Raw genomic sequence first — 16,719 nt, 5'->3', positions numbered from 1 at the left:
TCTGAGCCACTCCTGCTAGCGCGAAGGCGCCGCAAGCCGCGGTCGGATGATCTCGACCATGCGCTCGGCCGAGGTGCCCGGCGGAAAGAAGCCGAGATATTTTCCGTCGCGGTCCATGAGATAGATGAAGGACGTGTGGTCGATCGTGTAGTCTCCGGCCTCCTTGCCGACCGGAATCTTGTCAAAATAGACCTTGTAGGCGTCTGCCGCTGTCCCGATTGCGTCAAGGCTGCCGGTTAACCCGAGCAGCCGCGGGTGAAACAGCGGCACATATTCGGCAAGATGCTCGGCCGTGTCACGTTCGGGGTCGAGTGTGATGAAGACCGGCTGCACGGCGTCGGCATCCGGACCGAGTTGCTCGAGCGCCAGTCCGATCGCCATCAGGTCGGTCGGACATGCGTCAGGGCAGTAAGTAAAGCCGAAATAGACCAGCATAAGCTGCCCGCGAAAGTCGCGGTCGCTGCGCAGCTTGCCGGTCTGGTCGATTAACTCGAACGGTCCGCCGACCGGCTCCCGATTCCACATCAGGACGTCCATGGTCTGCGCGGCCGAGCGCGCCTGCGCCGCTGCCGCCCCGCAGGCGAGCGCCAGCATCATCAATAGCCCCGCGCTCACACGTCGCATCACAGCCCGAAGGTGAGGCGGCTGCCTGTTGTCGTCACCACGACCTTGCCCTCCATCTGGACATTGGCTTCCTGCGCGAAGTTGAGCCCGCTGCAATGCATTGGCACCACGACGTCAGGATTGAGCGCCTTGATCTCGCTCACGACCTGCGTGAGGTAGTCCTTGGGCGCCGGGCCGAGATGGAAGCCGCCCACGATGGCGTGCACCTTCTGGATACCCGACACTTCCTGCGCCTGCTTCACCGAGTTGACGATGCCGACATGGCCGCAGGACGAGATCACGACCAGACCGAGATCCCGCACATTGAAGCAGGTGGCGTGCTCGTGGGTGTGCTCGTCCGGCACGATCTTGCCCTCCATCTCTGCCGGGAGATAGTGTCCGACATTGCAGCCAAGCCCGTCCTTGATGCCAAACTCGACGAGAGTGTTCGGCAGCACGCGTTCGCTGCTGCGGCGTGTGATCTTGCCCGTGGTGAAGGCATGGTCAGCGATCAAAGTCGGCGTTTCGCACAGCACAGTCGTGACCTTCTGTGCCGCGAGCTGCCGGCGGTCGAGAGTGCCGAAATCCGCGAACTGTCCCTGTGTCGGGGTCGGGTTGACGCGATGACAGAAATTATCCTCGCCACCCGCATAAAGCTTGAGGTCGGCGGGCAGCTTTTCCCGGAATTTGTCGAGGAAGCCGTTCAGGCCGCCGAAATGATCGTAATGGCCGTGACTGACGATCAGCGCGTTGAGCTTCGCCGGATCGACGCCGATCAGCGCCATGTTGTTGAGCAGCACCTCGGGCGTGTAGCCGTAATCGAGCATCAGCGTGCGCTGATTGCCGCCGCCTTCGGATTCCAGCCAGAGCGACAGACCCCATTCGTTGTGCAGCGATTTGCGGAAATCGCTGCCGCGCGGCGCAGGTGCGATCGAGACGCCGTTGATCTGCTTGGGACGGAAGAACAGGTCGAAACTCGAATCCACCAGCACGCGGATCGAGAGTTTGTCCACGGTCGGGACGGCAATCGGCGCAGCGCTCGCGATCTCGACACAGGTGAACGCATTGGCAGCCGCAGCACCTGCGAGCGCTGCCGAACCCAACAGGAAATCGCGTCGTGGCAGGTTTCTGGTCATTGCAATTCCTTCCGTATGAATGCTGGAAAGCCCCGAGCTTAGGTCCAATCCGGAATGCCCTCAACAAGCCTCAGGTAGATTCCCGTCGTCAGTCTCACGAGCGCGAGCAAGCTCGGCGGTTGACAGAGTGGTACGATGTTACGAAACTAATGCAGCTGCATCATTGCAGGGCAGGCCCATCATGTCGCTTAAACTCTTCGAACTCGTCGGCACTGACGCCTCGCGACCGTTCAGCCCGTTCTGCTGGCGCACGCGGATGGCGCTGGCGCATAAGGGCCTTTCGGCGGAAACGCTGCCCTGGCGCTTCACCGAGAAAAGCGCGATTGCGCCGCACGGCTCGGAGAAGGTGCCGGTGCTGCTGCATCACGACCAGCCGGTGGTCGATTCCTGGACGATCGCGAATTATCTCGAAGACAAGTTTCCGGACCGTCCGTCGCTGTTCGGGGGCGAGGGTGGCCGCGCCATGGCGCGCATGCTCAACGCCTGGGGCGACATCGCCATCGTCGGCGGCATCTTTCCGCTGATCATCGCCGACATCCCGAAGAATCTGGACGAGGTGGACGCCGCCTATTTCCGCCAGTCGCGCGAGGCGCGTTTCGGCGGCAAGACGCTTGAAGAGATCATGGCCAGCCGCGATGCCGGCGTGGTCGCCTTCCGCAAATCGCTCGAGGTGATGCGGCAGACCCTGAAGAAGCAGCCCTTCATCGGCGGCGCCGCACCGAACTATGCCGATTACATCGTGTTCGGTGGTTTTCAGTGGGCGCGCGTGACGAGCCCGTTCAAGCTGCTGGAAGCGGACGACCCGGTCTACGCCTGGCGCGAAAAGCTGCTGGATGCGTTCGACGGCATGGCGCGGAAATCGCCGGGGCACGCGGTGTAAGCTTCGTAGCCCGGATGGAGCGCAGCGCAATCCGGGACGGTCGCAATGCGTGGCACGAACCCGGATTACGCTTGCGCTCCATCCGGGCTACGCGTCGCCGCCGCCTCGCGCAAGCAAGCCTGGCACAAGCAATCCTCGCCCTTGACCGGCATCGGCAGCCGCGCTGTTTCTTCCGCGCACCAGCACGCGCCTGAGAGATCGCAACCGAACTCGGCGCCGCAACGGGAGCAGGCGAGGCGGCGCGGTTTCTGCACTGGAATGTCTTGCGGATTTGTCATGATTTGCGCGAAAGCTGTGCTGTCATTTTCATGCCGGGTTCATCTCCCGCTGCGGTATATTATGCCTCGCGCACAGACTCGGAAAGCGGTTGGCAACGCGCGAAGGACATATCGATGGCCCGCGATTCGCAAGCCGCGCTCGTCGCGCTCAACCGTTTCGGCTTCGGCGCCCGCGGCGGCGCATCCGGCGATCTCGTCAACGCGGCCTCCGATCCTCGCGGTTTTGTGAAGGCGGAACTCGCCCGCCCCAACGCTGTGCTGCTGGAGGCGCCGGGCCTGCAATCCACGCCGCAGCTCGGGCAGGCCGTGTTCGCCTATCAGGATCAGGTCAAGCAGGCGCGCGAGGCCGCCGCCAAAGCCGGCGCGCCGACCGAAGCGCCGGCCGATCAGAAGCCCGGACCGCGCCGCAATCTCTCGCTGAACGCCGTGGCAACCGAGATCGCCGGCCAGATGGCTGAGGCCAAACCTACTGACAATAAGCCGACTGACAATAAGCCGGCGGACATGCAGCCCAACACGGCCGCGCCGGCTGCGGCAAAACCCGCCCCGCAGCCGCTCAACGTCATCCAAAAGACCTTTCGCGCCGAGGCGTTGGCGCGGTTGCAGCGCGCGACCCTGGTCGAATGCGGCTTCACCGAACGCCTGGTCGTGTTCTGGTCCAACCATTTCTGCATCTCCGCCAGCAAGGGCGAGCTGGCGCGGATATGGGCCGGCGCGTTCGAGCGCGAGGCGATCAGGCCGCACGTGCTCGGGCGTTTCGCCGACATGCTGAAGGCGGTGGAGCAGCATCCGGCGATGCTGTTCTTCCTCGATAACCAGCAATCGCTCGGACCGGACTCGCGCGCGGGCCAGAACCGCAAGCGCGGGCTGAACGAAAATCTCGCGCGCGAGATCATGGAGCTGCATACGCTCGGCGTCGGCGGCGGCTACACGCAGGACGACGTCACCTCGCTCGCGCGCATCATTACCGGCTGGACCTTTGCCGGCCGGCAGGGACAGCTGGGAGCGCCCGGTTCTTTCGTGTTCAACGTCAATGCGCACCAGCCCGGGCCGCAAATGCTGCTCGGCAAGAGCTACGAGCCAACCGGCCTTGCGCAAGGCGAAGCCGCGCTCGCCGACATCGCGCACCATCCCTCGACTGCGAACTTCATCGCCACCAAATTCGTCCGCCACTTCGTTGCGGACGATCCGCCGCCGGCGCTGGTGGCGCGATTGCGCGATGTCTTCATCAAGACCGACGGCGATCTCAAGGCGCTTGCAACGGCACTGGTCGATTCCGACGAGGCGTGGAAGGCGCCGCTGACCAAGATGCGCAACCCTTATGATTTCCTGGTCGCGAGCGGCCGGCTGCTCGCGCGCGTGCCGGAGGATCCCGGCGCCTATCTCAACAACCTCAATATGCTGGGCCAGCCGCTGTGGTCGCCGGCCGGCCCGAATGGTTTTCCCGACACCAGCGCCGCGTGGGCTGCGCCCGAAGGCATCAAGCTCCGGCTCGATATTGCCGCGCAAATGGGCGCGCGGCTCGGGCCCAACATCGACCCGCTCGATTTGTTGGAATTTGCCGCCGCAGATGCGACCTCGATCGAAACGCGGCGCACCATCGAGCGCGCGGAGTCGCGGCAGCAGGCGCTGGCGCTGCTGTTGATGTCGCCGGAAATGCAGAGGAGATGATGATGATCGACTGCGTCGAGAACCGGCTCCTCACCTCGCGCCGCGGCCTCCTGCTCGGCGGCGCCTCCTTCGCGGCCTGGGCTTATTTGCCGAAATTTGCCCGCGCGGCCGACGGTCGCGATCCCCGGCTGATCGTGGTGATCCTGCGCGGCGCGCTTGACGGACTCTCGACCGTCGCGCCGGTCGGCGATCCCGATTATGCCGGCCTGCACGGGGCGATCGCGCTGACGGCGGACGGCGCCCATCCCGCGATCATGCTCGATACTTTCTTTGCGCTGCATCCGGCAATGCCCGAGTTCGCACGCATGTATCGCGACAGGCATGCCGCGGTGATCCACGCGGTGGCGACGCCCTATCGCGACCGCTCGCATTTCGACGGCCAGGACGTGCTCGAAAGCGGCTATGCCGGGCCCGGTCGCGTGCAATCCGGCTGGCTCAACCGCGCGCTGGAGGCGCTGCCGCGCGGCGAGCGGGTGTCGAGTGCTCTTGCCGTCGGCCCGACCACGCCGCTGGTGCTGCGCGGCAATGCGCCGACCGTCGGCTGGGCGCCGGTGGCGCTGCCGCAAGCCGATGACGACACCGCGATGCGTCTGGTCGAGCTCTATCGTCACCGCGATCCCGCGCTGGCGGCCGTGCTGTCGCAGGGTCTTCAGCTGGAAAAGGCCGCGAGCGGCGCCGACATGAAGCCGAAGCCGGGCAACGCGGTCGCGCAGATGCGGCAGGTCGCGCGCGGCGCCGCAAAACTGATGGCGTCCGACGACGGCCCGCGCATCGCGGCGCTCGCGTTCGATGGCTGGGATACGCACGCCAATGAAGGCGGCCCTGTCGGTCGCCTCGCCTTCCTGCTGGGCGGGCTCGACGGTGCGCTCGCCGAATTCGAAAGCGGCCTCGGCGACCGCTGGCGCGACACCGCCGTGGTGGTCGCGACCGAGTTTGGCCGCACCGCGCGCATCAACGGCACCGACGGCACCGATCACGGCACGGGAACGATCGCGCTGCTGGCCGGCGGCGCGGTGAAGGGCGGCCGCGTCATCGCCGACTGGCCCGGCCTCAAGCCCGCCAACCTCTTCGAGGCCCGCGATCTCAAGCCCACCACCGATCTGCGCTCCGTGATCAAGGGCGTGCTGCAGGGACAGTTCGGCCTGTCCGATCGCGTGCTGGCCGAGACGGTGTTCCCCGACAGCGCAAGCGCACGACCGATGAAGGGGCTGGTTGCTTAACCTCTCCCCGCTCTTCTGCGGGGAGAGGTCGGATCGCCCCGGCGATGCGCAGCGTCGTCCGGTACGATCCGGGTGAGGGGCAGGGCACACGGTTGCCGAAATGACGGTCCATCCGACTCGCACAATGACGGTGCGCGGACTACGGACTTCAATTACAATTCGGACCGAACCTGGAGCGGTGCGTCCTTGCGGCGAGAGCTGAGTTGAAGAGTCCAGGTGAGGGACAGGGCAATGCGTGGCCACGATGAGAAGTCCATCCGACTCGCACGCCGGCTCCGCGTCGATCAAACGGACGCAGAGACAGTCCTCTGGAATCGGATTCGTAACCGGCGGATCGATGGCAACAAGTTCGTCAGGCAAGAGCCCATTGCTGGTTACATCTGCGACTTCGTCTGCCGTGAAAAGTGCCTCGTTATCGAAGTCGACGGTGGTCAGCACAATGAATCGGCGACAGATGCTATTCGAGACGAACGCTTGAGAGAAAAAGGTTACAAGGTCGTTCGCTTCTGGAACAATGACGTTCTTGGAAATATCGAGGGCGTTCTGCTTACAATTCAGACCGAACTCGCGGAGGCAGCCCCTCACCCCACCCTCTCCCCGTAAGAACGGGGCGAGGGGGCGAAAGGCCGGTGCATTCCTGATTCTAAAGGCGATCGAATTTCCAGCGCCTGCCGCGAGTTTCAACCTCTCCCCGCCCTTCAGCGGGGAGAGGTCGGATCGCGCAGCGATCCGGGTGAGGGGCCGGGCACATCGCTTGCCAAGACGACATTCCATCCGACTCGCACAATGACGGTGCGCGGATTACGGACTTCAATTACAACTCAGACCGAGCTTGCGGAGGCAGCCCCTCACCCCTCCCTCTGCCCGTGAGAACGGGGCGAGGGAGCGAGAGGCCGGTGCCTCTCTTACGATCGCGCCTTATAGGAGACTACGCTGTACATCGCCATGAACCGCTTCCGCGTCGCCAAGGGCTCCGAGGCTGCTTTCGAGCAGGTCTGGCTTTCGCGCGATACCCATTTGGACAAGGTGCCGGGCTTCGTCGAGTTTCATCTGCTGCGTGGCCCCGAGCTCGAGGACCACACGCTGTACGCCTCGCACACGGTGTGGGCGAACCATGGGGCGTTCGAGGCCTGGACCAAATCGGATGCTTTTCGTGCCGCGCATGCGCGGGCCGGCGACACCAAGCCGACCTATCTCGGCCATCCCCAGTTCGAGGGCTTCGAGGTGATGCAGACGGTGGGGCGCGGCGCCAAGTAGCGCGCCACGCCGTAACGGTCAGCCCAGCGTGATCTTGTCGATCTCCGCCATCTCCTCCGCACCGAGCTTCCACGCAATCGCCTTCACGTTCTCCTCGACCTGCGCGACGCGGGTGGCGCCAGCAATCACGCTCGACACTTGCGGGCGCGCGGCGAGCCAGGAGAAGGCGAGCTCGAGCATGCTGTGCCCGCGCGCTTTCGCGAAGGCCGTGAGCCTCTCGACGATGTCCTCGTTGCGCGGAGTGACATAGCGGTCGCGTAACGCCGGTACCTTGCCGAAGCGCGTATCGGTCGGGGCGGCTGCGCCGCGCTGGTACTTGCCGGTGAGGAGCCCGCTTGCGAGCGGGAAGAACGGCAGGAGGCCGAGCTTGTACTCCTGTGCGGCCGGCAGCAGGTCCTTTTCGACGTCGCGCACCAGCAGGCTGTATTCGTCCTGGCAGGAGACGAAGCGGCTGACATTCATCGCGCGCGCAGTGAATTCGGCCTCCGCCATGCGCCAGGCCGGGAAATTGGAATTGCCGATATAGCGCACCTTGCCCTGACGGATGAGATCGTCGAGCGCGCGCAGCGTCTCCTCCATCGGCGTCAGCGGGTCGTAATCGTGCTGCTGGTAGAGATCGATGTAGTCGGTCTTCAGCCGCGTCAGGCTCGCCTCGACTGCGTTCATGATGTAGCGGCGCGAAGCGCCCTGCTTGGTTCCGTCGGTCGCCATCGGCTTGGAATATTTGGTGGCGAGCACGATATCCTTGCGGCGGTCGCCGAGCACGGTGCCGAGCACCGTTTCCGAACCGCCCATGCCGGCATAGATGTCGGCGGTGTCGAACAGCGTGATGCCGAGATCGAGCGCGCGATGGATCACCTTGCGCGAGGTCTCCAAATCCGTGCGCTGGCCGAAATTGTTGCAGCCGAGGCCGACCGCAGACACGCGCAGGCCGGAGGCGCCGAGATTACGAATTTCCATGGGAGATCCCTGTCGGAGATTGGCAGGGGCGTATTGTGACTGCGGTGCGCCGCCGCAGCAAGCCGCGCGCCGCGTTGCTGCCATGTCGACAAGGAGCTGCCGACAAGGAACTGCCGACAAAAAAATGCGGCCCCTGTCAGACGCGGCGACTGACGGGGACCGCTTTGGGGCGCTTGATCGGTGACGGGGGCTGACCAGACGCAGCTGCAGCCTAGTCGCGCTATGTTACGCGCGGGTGACAGGCAGAGTTATCCACAGGCGTCGCGATCGCGAGGATCAGAAGATCTTGCGATAGACGATGAACCCGGAACGCTCGGCGACCTTGTCGTACAGGCGCTGCGCCGTCACGTTGGTCTCATGCGTTTGCCAGTACACGCGCGGAGAGCCTGCGAGCTTCGCGCGCTCGTAGACGCCGTGGATCAGCGCCGAGCCGACGCCCTTGCCGCGTGCGGCCTGGGTCGTGAACAGGTCCTGCAGATAGCAGGATGGCTCGATCGCGGTGGTGCTGCGGTGAAACAGGTAATTCGTCATCCCGAGCAGGTGGCCGTCGCTCTCGGCGACCAATCCGTGCACCGGCTCATAGGCATCGAAAAAACGCTGCCACGTCACGCGCGTGATTTCGGGCGAGAGCGCGGTCGGACCGGAGCGGCCGTAGAAGGCGTTGTAGCCGTCCCACAGCGGCAGCCATTGTTCGTAGTCCTGCCTGGTGACGGGGCGAATGGTGAGCGACATATGAATTCCCGCGATCGATGAGGCCTCCTTCATACGTGATGAGGGAGGTCCTGATCAATTGTCTTACGAGTCGGATGGATATCCAGTCATGGCAACGGTGTGCCATGCCCCTCACCCGGATCGCTCAGGCGCGCACTTGCGCGCCAAAGCGATCCGACCTCTCCCCGCAGAAGAGCGGGGAGAGGTTAAGACGCGCAGCTCGCAGTGATGTCCTAAGTGAGGGACGCACTGTTCTCTCGCTCCCTCGCCCCGTTCTTACGGGGAGAGGGTGGGGTGAGGGGCTGTCTCCGCGAGCGCCCGCTCGCAATCGCATCACTCCGCGACGCGCAGATACCGGATCAGCTTGCGGCCCGCGGGATCGCGCAGCGAGCGGTAGTAGTCGGCGCGGGACGGCGCATCGGTGTGGCGCACGAGGTCGGTCACGGGCGTGTAGCTCAGCATGCGCCCGCCATCGGGCAGCGTGGCACAGACGAAGCGCAACACCTCGCCATTGCGCAACGCGATGTTGATCGGCGTGGCATCGCCGATCCGCACCATCTCCATGCGCTGTGCGATGAAGGTGCCGAGCTCGTCCTCGGGCAATTCGAACGCGCCGGTGTCGCGGCCGTGATACATCAGCGCGATGAACGGCGGCTTGCCGTCGGCGATGTCGTCCGGCACCGCAAAATAATCGCGGAACGCCCGGTTGATGAATTCGGCGCGCGTCTCGGCATCGAGCAGCACGATGCCGATATCGGCCTGGTCGAGCGCCGCCGACAGCCGCGCGGCGGCGGCGTGGCTCCGACGTTCGGCGGCAAACGTGCCGAGCAGCCGCTGGCGCATCAAGCCGGTGATGCCTGCGGTGCCCGCGGCCGTCGCGGCCAGGAGGCCGAGCCGGATCATATCCGCCGTGGTCAGGCCTGCAACGCCGTGCCGGCTGAGGAGCAGCAGTGCTGCGCCGATGACGGCGATGGCTACGCTGGCGACGGCGGAAGCGGGACCCGAGAGCGCGCCGGCGAGCGCCACGATGCAGACGAGCAGCGGCGCGGGCGAGGGAACGGGGACGAAGCGATCGAAAAACATCGTCAGCAGCAAAGTCGCTGCCGTCAGCGCCGGACCGGAGATCGCACGCCATCCCAACCGCATGGGCCTGTCTCGCTCCTCCCTGGACGAGGTAAGGCGGCAACACTGACCGAACATTGCGCCATTGCGATGCGGTTTTGCGCGGTGTGCTTAAGGTGCGCTTTGGTTCATGCGCAAAGCTTTCGGATGATTTTAGACCAAGTGCGCGTGCTTGAGACGTTGTTGCAGCGCGGGCGCATTCAGCGTCGACGTCCCCTGGCCCTTGCGCGTGCCGACGAAGATCAACAGCGATGCCGCGACCAGGATGGCCGCGGTCAGGGTGATTGCAACGATGACCACAGGTGATTTCATCGAAATCCTGTCGCGATGCCGGTCGGCGCGGGCCACGCGGCGCCTTGAAGGCGGGTCCAGGATGAAGCGGGAATCAGACCGGCAGGCCCATCGCCATGGTCGCCTTGGTCGACAGCACCGTCAGGGTGACGATCAGGCACAGCGAGAGCGCGGCGACGGCGAGCGAGGCCGCGACCGCGTTGGTCAGCCGGGAAGACGAAACGGTAGCGGGTGGGCCCTGAAAGCCTGCCGTGCCGGACGCCCGAATCATGGTCTAAATCCTTCAACGCGCGAGCGAATCACCCGCGACATCGAACAATTTCACTGTTGCAATCGGCAATATTGCGGCGGCCAATCGCGCGAAAATGGCGAGATTGCGGCAATGTTGACCCTTATGCCCGCTATCCGCCAGAGCGCGATCGCCCCTCAGGCACCAGCGGCGATGCTGGCGGGGTCCTCGATGTCAGCCGGCCGCCAGTCCATTGCGACGAAGCCGGGGGCCGCTTCCACGCGCTTCAGCCAGTCCCGGATGGCCGGGAAGGTCGAGAGGTCGAAGTCGCAGCGGTCGGCGAGGTGGGTGTAGCCGTACAGCGCGATGTCGGCGACCGTGAGCTGGCGGGCGGCGAAATAGTCGTTGGTCTTGAGGTGATTCTCCATCACCTGGAGCGCGCCATAGCCGCGCTCCATCCAATCCTCCAGCGAATGAGTCTGGAGGTCGCGGCCACCCCTCACCAGCGACAGCCAGAAATAGGCCGCGCCGATGTTCGGCTCCAGCGCGTGCTGCTCGAAGAACATCCATTGCAGCGCGTCGGCGCGATCGATGCGGTTCTCCGGCGCGAGCGGCGTGCCGACGGCGACATACCACAGGATGGCGTTGGACTCGGCGAGATAGCGATCGTCGCCGACCTCGAGCAGCGGCACCTGACCGGATGGGTTCTTGGCCAGGAAGTCCGGGGTGCGGCTCTCGCCGCGCAGAATGTCCACCTCGACCGCTTCGTAAGGCAAGTTCAGCAGCGCCAGCGCAAGGCGGACCTTGTAGCTGTTGCCCGAGCGCTGCATCGAATAGAGCTTGTACATTCTGAGGATGATTCCGGAAGACGGGAGGGCGCGGCGCTTGTTGCCCCGCAACGCGGCTAAACAATGATGCCGATGCGAATCCGCCGCAAGACCCGGCCAATAGAAAAACTCGAAAACCCTACCGCATTGCAATGCGGCGGAAGATCATTTCCGTGCGACCATCCAACTCAGTTCACGCTTGCGTCAACGCACAAGTGCGTTGCTCGACGCGATCGTTTGCGAGAAGCGGCGGTCGCGTTTTGGGCACTGAAGCTTCCGCATTGTCATGGCCCTCGAAGGCGCCAAAATTGCTCCGAGGACACGCCTTGTCGGATATGTGGGATTTGCCTGGCAAAGTTGCGCAATATTGCGGGAAATCGCGGCTTGATGCGCGTCAGACACGTAAACTTTTGCGGGATCGGGCCGAAGTTTCTTGCGGTGCAACGGCACTCGTTTTAGGGTGGCTCATTCCCACAATCGGAGTCGTGAAGCCAAAGGGTTCACGACGCTTGTCAGGAGATGACGATGTCCTTCCTTGCCGCTGCGCTCGACCGTGTGAAGCCGTCCGCGACCATCGCGGTCACGGATAAAGCACGTGCGCTGAACGCGGCGGGCCGCAACGTCATCGGCTTAGGTGCCGGCGAGCCCGACTTCGACACGCCCGCCAACATCAAGCTGGCCGCGATCCACGCCATCGAAGCCGGCAAGACGAAGTACACCGCCGTCGACGGCATTCCCGAGTTGAAGGAAGCCATCATCGCCAAGTTTCAGCGCGAGAACGGCGTCGTCTACAAGGCGAACCAGATCATCGTCGGCACTGGCGGCAAGCAGGTGCTCTACAACGCGCTGATGGCAACCATGAATCCGGGCGACGAGGTGATCATCCCCGCGCCGTACTGGGTCAGCTATCCCGAGATGGTCGCGCTCGCCGGCGGCGAGCCGGTGCCGGTGGTCTGCACCGCCGCGACCGGCTTCAAGCTCCAGGCCGAGGCGCTCGAGCGCGCGATCACGCCGAAGACCAAATGGGTGATCCTGTGCTCGCCGTCGAACCCGACCGGAGCTGCCTACACCAGGACCGAGCTGAAGGCGCTGACCGACGTGCTCGTGAAGCATCCGCACGTCTGGGTCATGACCGACGACATGTACGAGCATCTCGTCTATGACGACTTCCAGTTCACCACGGTCGCGCAGGTCGAGCCGAAACTCTACGACCGCACGCTCACCGTGAACGGCGTGTCGAAGGCCTATTGCATGACCGGCTGGCGTATCGGCTATGCCGGCGGCCCGGCGCAGCTCATCAAGGCGATGTCGACGATCCAGTCGCAGTCGACCTCGAACCCGTCGTCGATCGCGCAATGGGCCGCGGTTGAGGCGCTGAACGGTCCGCAGGACTTCATCCCCGCCAACAACAAGGTCTTCAAGGAGCGCCGCGACCTCGTCGTCTCCATGCTGAATCAGGCCAAGGGCATCGAGTGCCCGCGGCCCGAGGGCGCCTTCTACGTCTATCCGTCCTGCGCCGGCACCATCGGCAAGACCGCGCCGTCGGGCAAGGTGATCGACAATGACGAGACGTTCGTCACCGAACTGCTGGAGACTGAAGGCGTCGCCGTGGTGCAGGGCTCGGCCTTCGGCCTCGGCCCCGCGTTCCGCATCTCCTACGCGACCAAGACCTCGGACCTCGAAGACGCCTGCAAGCGCATCCAGCGCTTCTGCGGCAATCTTCGGTAAGGCTATCGCCGCAGTGCAAATTGGAAGGGCCCGCTTCGCGCGGGCCTTTTTTATGAGTGCTTCGATGAGTGAAGTTGGATGGACGAATGCTTGGGCCGATGCTGTGCCATGCCCCTCACCCGGATCGCTCAGGCGCGCACTTGCGCGCCAAAGCGATCCGACCTCTCCCCGCAAAAGAGCGGGGAGAGGTTTAAGTAACGCCTGGCCGTTGTTCATCGTAAGGGGCGCGCCGACCTCTCACTCCCTCGCCCCGTTCTTACGGGGAGAGGGTGGGGTGAGGGGCTCCCTCCGCGAGTTCGGTTTTGGACGTGTTCGTTCTGGCACGCACAGAACTCTTGTGGCATAGACCATCGCGCATCACGGGTAGGGCGCTCTCTCTGCTCGCATCACATTCATCGCCGGAGATATTCATGCGCCGTTCACTCCTCCTCGCCGGGCTTGCCGTTGCGAGCCTCGTTGCCTCCGTTGCGGGCGCCGGCGCGCAGTCCCGGATGGTGCAGGTGGGCGTGCTCGAATGCCGCGGCGGTGCCAGCGTCGGCTTCATCGTGGGATCGGTGACCCATCTCGGCTGCGTGCTGCGCGTCGATGGTTTGCCGGACGACCGTTACGTCGCGACGATCCGTAAGGTGGGCCTCGACCTCGGCATCACCCAGGAAACGGCACTCGCCTGGGGCGTGTTCGCGCCGGTGAACCGGCTCGGACCGGGCGATCTCGCCGGCACCTATGCCGGCGCGCAAGGCAGCGCCTCGGTCGGTGTCGGCCTCGGCGGCAACGTGCTGGTGGGCGGCTCCAACAATTCGATCGCGCTCCAGCCGCTCAGCGTGCAGGGCCAGGTCGGCCTCAACGTCGCAGCCGGCCTCGAGAGTCTGGAACTCCGCCCGGGCCGTTAACAACCCCGTGTGCGAATCGCGTCGCTCCGACGCGATTCCGGCAACGACGCACCGCAGCGACGTTTGATGCTTGCCAAATCTCGGGGACGGGCAGAGCATCGGCGTTTGCCGACCCAATCATGGGCCGAGCTCCACACCAAGGAGGCGGCGAATGGGACAAGACGTCAGAAGTCCCCGAGGTCCACGGTGCATCGCGCTGGTGGGCCCTTTCCAAAGCGGTAAAACCACACTTCTCGAAGCGATCATGGCACGAACCGGCGCAATCCCGCGCGCCGGCAGCGTCGATGCCGGAACCTCCGTCGGCGACGCCACGCCAGAGGCCCGTCATCACAAGATGACCGTCGGGCTGACTGCCGTCACCACGAGTTTCATGGGCGACAGCTACACCTTCCTCGATTGTCCCGGTTCCGTCGAATTTGCCCACGACATGCGCGCCGCGCTACCCGCGGTCGATGCCGCGATCGTGGTCTGCGAAGCCGACGAGAAGAAGCTGCCGCAGCTTCAGATCATTCTGCGCGAGTTGGAGGAGCTGAAGATTCCGCGCTTCCTGTTCCTCAACAAGATCGACCGCGCTAACAAGCGCATCCGCGAGACGCTCGAGATGCTGCAGCCCGCCTCGCGCGTGCCGCTGGTGTTGCGCCAGATCCCGATCTGGAAGGACGAGCTGATCGAGGGCTTCGTCGATCTCGCGCTGGAGCGCGCGTTCATTTACCGCGAGCACAAGGCCTCCGAAGTGGTCGCGCTCCAAGGCGGCGATCTCGATCGCGAGAAGGAGGCCCGCTTCTCGATGCTGGAGAAGCTCGCCGATCACGACGATGCGCTGATGGAGCAGCTGCTCGAGGACATCCAGCCGCCGCGCGATGCCGTGTTCGACGATCTCGCGCGCGAATTGCGCGACGGGCTGATCTGCCCCGTGCTGCTCGGCGCCGCCGCACGCGAAAACGGCGTGCTGCGCTTGATGAAAGCGTTGCGCCACGAGGCGCCCGGTATCGCGGAGACCGCAAAACGCCTCGGCGTTCCCGAGACCAGGGACGCCCTCGGCTTCGTCTTCAAGACGCTGCATTCGCAGCACGGCGGAAAGCTGTCGCTGACACGGATGCTCGCCGGCCATCTCGACGACGGTGCCACGCTGCAATCCTCTTCCGGCGGAGCCAGCCGCATCTCCGGCATCCTCGCCGTCACCGGGGCCTACGACACCAAGCGTGCCGCGGCGGAAGCCGGCGACACGGTGGCGCTCGCCAAGCTCGACCCGATCAAGACCGGCGATACGGTCTCGAACGGCAAGGCCCCGCCGGCAGCGCTCGTCGCTGTTGAGCCCACTCCGCCGGTGCTCGCGATCTCGGTTGCGGCCACCGACCGCAAGGACGACGTCAAGCTCGGCCAGGCGCTGATGCGGCTGCACGAGGAGGATCCCTCGCTCGTCTTCGTGATGAACGCGCAGACCCACGACACCGTGCTGTGGGGGCAGGGCGAGATGCAATTGCGCGTCGCGAGCGAGCGGCTGCGCGATCGTTTCGGCGTCAAGGTCGCCTCGCATCCCCCCGCGATCGGCTATCAGGAAACCATCCGCAAGCCGATCGTCCAGCGCGGCCGCCACAAGAAGCAGTCCGGCGGCCATGGCCAGTTCGGCGATGTCGTGCTCGACATCAGGCCGCTGCCGCGCGGCGAGGGCTTCAAGTTCGCCGAGAAGGTGGTTGGCGGCGCGGTGCCGCGCAACTACATCGGCGCGGTGGAAGAGGGCGTCGTCGATGGGCTCGCACGCGGTCCGCTCGGTTTCCCGGTCACCGATTTGCAGGTGACGCTGACCGACGGCTCCTATCACAGCGTCGATTCCTCCGACCTCGCCTTCCGCACGGCGGCGCGGGTCGGGCTCAACGAAGGCCTGCCGCTATGCCAGTCTGTGTTGCTGGAGCCGATCCACGTGGTCGAGATCGTCTGCCCGACCGACGCTACCGCCAAGATCAACGCGATCCTGTCGGCGCGGCGCGGCCAGATCCTCGGCTTCGACACCCGCGACGGTTGGAGCGGATGGGACTGCGTCCGCGCCATGATGCCGGAAGCCGAGATCGGCGAATTGATCGTCGAACTGCGCTCGGCCACGGCAGGCGCCGGCAGCTTCACCCGCCAGTTCGACCACATGGCCGAAGTCACGGGGCGCGCCGCCGACCAGATCATCGCAGCGCATCAGCACGCGGCGTGATCGGTCTGCCGAAGTAAGGGACGAATCACTCTCTCCCACCCTCTCCCCGTTCTTACGGGGAGAGGGTGGGTGGGGTGAGGGGCTGCGCCCTCCCACGCCTGATCGTGAGCGCAGCAAGGCTCTAACTCCGTCATCCTGAGGTGCGAGTTGCGCAGTGCATTTGCACTGCGCGGCGAGCCTCGAAGGATGCGCGGCCCTGTTGCTGCAGCCGGGCCGTCGCCCTTCGAGGGCCGCTAAAGAAGCGGCCACCTCAGGGTGACGGTCAGGGAACAAGTGCTCGCTATGGCAGAGGGGCGGACGGGCCCGCGGGAGGCCCCCCTTGCGCTTCCTCGGATATGATGTATTTAACATCATTGTGCATGCTCCAGACATCATTTATAATCGTTCATACGTGAGGCCAAGGTGATCACGTCGTTCCAGATGCGGGCAGCGCGCGCGCTGCTCGGCATTGACCAGAGGGCCTTGGCGGAGCTTGCAGGCGTATCGCTGCCGACCATTCAGCGGATGGAGGCGAGCACCGGCAACGTTCGCGGCGTGGTCGAGACCTTGATGAAGGTGGTCGAAGCTTTCGATCGGGCCGGCGTCGAGCTGATTGGCGAGCAGGCGCGCAGCGAAGGCGGCGGACGTGGCGTTCGGCTCAAGGAGCCGGGACCGCCGCGGCGGGTGGGGGGCGTGATTCCGCAATGATCATGCTCGGGAGCAGACTTAACTAACGC

At 64.8% G+C, this 16,719-nt stretch carries 18 protein-coding genes; 9 read left to right on the top strand and 9 right to left on the bottom strand.

Features of this window, described 5'->3' with window-relative positions:
- Window positions 1-15: 15 nt before the first annotated feature.
- Together AC0L2F_RS00800 and AC0L2F_RS00795 are read right to left on the bottom strand one after the other, a co-directional pair.
- The gene (locus AC0L2F_RS00800) at window positions 16-624 is read right to left on the bottom strand and encodes an SCO family protein (protein WP_473247178.1); all 609 of its coding nucleotides are present in this window, start codon (window positions 622-624) and stop codon (window positions 16-18) included.
- Window positions 624-1,739 (bottom strand): MBL fold metallo-hydrolase, encoded by a 1,116-nt coding sequence (locus tag AC0L2F_RS00795; RefSeq protein ID WP_473247177.1) that lies wholly within the window; start codon window positions 1,737-1,739, stop codon window positions 624-626. The genes AC0L2F_RS00800 and AC0L2F_RS00795 overlap by 1 nt, the downstream gene beginning before the upstream one ends.
- Before the next feature lie 181 nt (window positions 1,740-1,920).
- Here AC0L2F_RS00795 and AC0L2F_RS00790 point away from each other — a divergent pair, with 181 nt between their 5' ends.
- A complete protein-coding gene (locus AC0L2F_RS00790; RefSeq protein WP_473247176.1) occupies window positions 1,921-2,619 on the top strand; it encodes a glutathione S-transferase family protein in 699 nt (232 codons plus the stop codon).
- Window positions 2,620-2,684: 65 nt separating this feature from the next.
- Here the strand turns inward: AC0L2F_RS00790 and AC0L2F_RS00785 are convergent, their stop codons facing one another.
- Entirely contained in the window at window positions 2,685-2,897 is a 213-nt protein-coding gene (locus tag AC0L2F_RS00785) for a cysteine-rich CWC family protein (RefSeq protein ID WP_473247175.1), read from the bottom strand.
- 114 nt (window positions 2,898-3,011) lie between these two features.
- Between AC0L2F_RS00785 and AC0L2F_RS00780 the strand changes: the two genes are divergently transcribed.
- From AC0L2F_RS00780 to hmuQ, 4 genes are all read left to right on the top strand, one after another.
- Window positions 3,012-4,568, top strand: a complete 1,557-nt coding sequence (locus AC0L2F_RS00780) for a DUF1800 domain-containing protein (RefSeq protein WP_473247174.1) — start codon at window positions 3,012-3,014, stop codon at window positions 4,566-4,568.
- Between the two features lie 2 nt (window positions 4,569-4,570).
- Window positions 4,571-5,788, top strand: coding sequence for a DUF1501 domain-containing protein (locus tag AC0L2F_RS00775; RefSeq protein ID WP_473247453.1), 1,218 nt, complete (start codon window positions 4,571-4,573; stop codon window positions 5,786-5,788).
- A 231-nt stretch (window positions 5,789-6,019) separates the two neighbouring features.
- The gene (locus AC0L2F_RS00770; RefSeq protein WP_063993918.1) at window positions 6,020-6,391 is read left to right on the top strand and encodes an endonuclease domain-containing protein; all 372 of its coding nucleotides are present in this window, start codon (window positions 6,020-6,022) and stop codon (window positions 6,389-6,391) included.
- Window positions 6,392-6,721: 330 nt separating this feature from the next.
- Window positions 6,722-7,045, top strand: a complete 324-nt coding sequence (hmuQ, locus tag AC0L2F_RS00765; protein WP_473247452.1) for a heme-degrading protein HmuQ — start codon at window positions 6,722-6,724, stop codon at window positions 7,043-7,045.
- Between the two features lie 18 nt (window positions 7,046-7,063).
- Here hmuQ and AC0L2F_RS00760 read toward each other — a convergent pair whose 3' ends face one another.
- From AC0L2F_RS00760 to AC0L2F_RS00735, 6 genes are all read right to left on the bottom strand, one after another.
- On the bottom strand, window positions 7,064-8,005 hold the full coding sequence (locus AC0L2F_RS00760; RefSeq protein WP_473247173.1) for an aldo/keto reductase: 942 nt from the start codon (window positions 8,003-8,005) through the stop codon (window positions 7,064-7,066).
- Between the two features lie 276 nt (window positions 8,006-8,281).
- Entirely contained in the window at window positions 8,282-8,737 is a 456-nt protein-coding gene (locus AC0L2F_RS00755) for a GNAT family N-acetyltransferase (protein ID WP_473247172.1), read from the bottom strand.
- A gap of 312 nt (window positions 8,738-9,049) precedes the next feature.
- Complete coding sequence (locus AC0L2F_RS00750; RefSeq protein ID WP_473247171.1) at window positions 9,050-9,862, bottom strand: PAS-domain containing protein; 813 nt, start codon at window positions 9,860-9,862, stop codon at window positions 9,050-9,052.
- A gap of 129 nt (window positions 9,863-9,991) precedes the next feature.
- Complete coding sequence (locus AC0L2F_RS00745; protein WP_156526862.1) at window positions 9,992-10,186, bottom strand: hypothetical protein; 195 nt, start codon at window positions 10,184-10,186, stop codon at window positions 9,992-9,994.
- 37 nt (window positions 10,187-10,223) lie between these two features.
- Window positions 10,224-10,400, bottom strand: a complete 177-nt coding sequence (locus AC0L2F_RS00740; RefSeq protein ID WP_007614766.1) for a hypothetical protein — start codon at window positions 10,398-10,400, stop codon at window positions 10,224-10,226.
- A gap of 155 nt (window positions 10,401-10,555) precedes the next feature.
- Entirely contained in the window at window positions 10,556-11,206 is a 651-nt protein-coding gene (locus tag AC0L2F_RS00735; protein WP_007614765.1) for a glutathione S-transferase family protein, read from the bottom strand.
- Between the two features lie 504 nt (window positions 11,207-11,710).
- Here AC0L2F_RS00735 and AC0L2F_RS00730 point away from each other — a divergent pair.
- The 4 genes from AC0L2F_RS00730 to AC0L2F_RS00715 all read left to right on the top strand — a co-directional run bounded on the left by AC0L2F_RS00730 (window position 11,711) and on the right by AC0L2F_RS00715 (window position 16,690).
- Window positions 11,711-12,913, top strand: a complete 1,203-nt coding sequence (locus tag AC0L2F_RS00730) for a pyridoxal phosphate-dependent aminotransferase (RefSeq protein ID WP_473247170.1) — start codon at window positions 11,711-11,713, stop codon at window positions 12,911-12,913.
- A gap of 410 nt (window positions 12,914-13,323) precedes the next feature.
- A complete protein-coding gene (locus AC0L2F_RS00725; RefSeq protein WP_007614763.1) occupies window positions 13,324-13,803 on the top strand; it encodes a DUF992 domain-containing protein in 480 nt (159 codons plus the stop codon).
- Between the two features lie 151 nt (window positions 13,804-13,954).
- Entirely contained in the window at window positions 13,955-16,003 is a 2,049-nt protein-coding gene (locus AC0L2F_RS00720; protein ID WP_473247169.1) for an elongation factor G, read from the top strand.
- A 402-nt stretch (window positions 16,004-16,405) separates the two neighbouring features.
- Complete coding sequence (locus tag AC0L2F_RS00715) at window positions 16,406-16,690, top strand: helix-turn-helix domain-containing protein (RefSeq protein WP_473247168.1); 285 nt, start codon at window positions 16,406-16,408, stop codon at window positions 16,688-16,690.
- The last annotated feature ends 29 nt before the right edge of the window (window positions 16,691-16,719 follow it).

The sequence above is a fragment of the Bradyrhizobium sp. Ken64 genome, from assembly GCF_055807555.1.
Note: the sequence above shows the minus strand (reverse complement) of the source record. Positions and strands in the feature narration are given on the sequence as shown.

What these genes read in the sequence shown, in the direction of transcription:
- AC0L2F_RS00720 (WP_473247169.1), top strand. Translation starts at nt 13,955, where the DNA reads ATGGGACAAGACGTCAGAAGTCCCCGAGGTCCACGGTGCATCGCGCTG.
- AC0L2F_RS00780 (WP_473247174.1), top strand. Translation starts at nt 3,012, where the DNA reads ATGGCCCGCGATTCGCAAGCCGCGCTCGTCGCGCTCAACCGTTTCGGC.
- AC0L2F_RS00785 (WP_473247175.1), bottom strand. Translation starts at nt 2,897, where the DNA reads ATGACAAATCCGCAAGACATTCCAGTGCAGAAACCGCGCCGCCTCGCC.
- AC0L2F_RS00800 (WP_473247178.1), bottom strand. Translation starts at nt 624, where the DNA reads ATGCGACGTGTGAGCGCGGGGCTATTGATGATGCTGGCGCTCGCCTGC.
- AC0L2F_RS00725 (WP_007614763.1), top strand. Translation starts at nt 13,324, where the DNA reads ATGCGCCGTTCACTCCTCCTCGCCGGGCTTGCCGTTGCGAGCCTCGTT.
- AC0L2F_RS00735 (WP_007614765.1), bottom strand. Translation starts at nt 11,206, where the DNA reads ATGTACAAGCTCTATTCGATGCAGCGCTCGGGCAACAGCTACAAGGTC.
- AC0L2F_RS00770 (WP_063993918.1), top strand. Translation starts at nt 6,020, where the DNA reads ATGCGTGGCCACGATGAGAAGTCCATCCGACTCGCACGCCGGCTCCGC.
- AC0L2F_RS00790 (WP_473247176.1), top strand. Translation starts at nt 1,921, where the DNA reads ATGTCGCTTAAACTCTTCGAACTCGTCGGCACTGACGCCTCGCGACCG.
- AC0L2F_RS00755 (WP_473247172.1), bottom strand. Translation starts at nt 8,737, where the DNA reads ATGTCGCTCACCATTCGCCCCGTCACCAGGCAGGACTACGAACAATGG.
- AC0L2F_RS00795 (WP_473247177.1), bottom strand. Translation starts at nt 1,739, where the DNA reads ATGACCAGAAACCTGCCACGACGCGATTTCCTGTTGGGTTCGGCAGCG.
- AC0L2F_RS00760 (WP_473247173.1), bottom strand. Translation starts at nt 8,005, where the DNA reads ATGGAAATTCGTAATCTCGGCGCCTCCGGCCTGCGCGTGTCTGCGGTC.
- AC0L2F_RS00730 (WP_473247170.1), top strand. Translation starts at nt 11,711, where the DNA reads ATGTCCTTCCTTGCCGCTGCGCTCGACCGTGTGAAGCCGTCCGCGACC.
- AC0L2F_RS00775 (WP_473247453.1), top strand. Translation starts at nt 4,571, where the DNA reads ATGATCGACTGCGTCGAGAACCGGCTCCTCACCTCGCGCCGCGGCCTC.
- AC0L2F_RS00750 (WP_473247171.1), bottom strand. Translation starts at nt 9,862, where the DNA reads ATGCGGTTGGGATGGCGTGCGATCTCCGGTCCGGCGCTGACGGCAGCG.
- AC0L2F_RS00740 (WP_007614766.1), bottom strand. Translation starts at nt 10,400, where the DNA reads ATGATTCGGGCGTCCGGCACGGCAGGCTTTCAGGGCCCACCCGCTACC.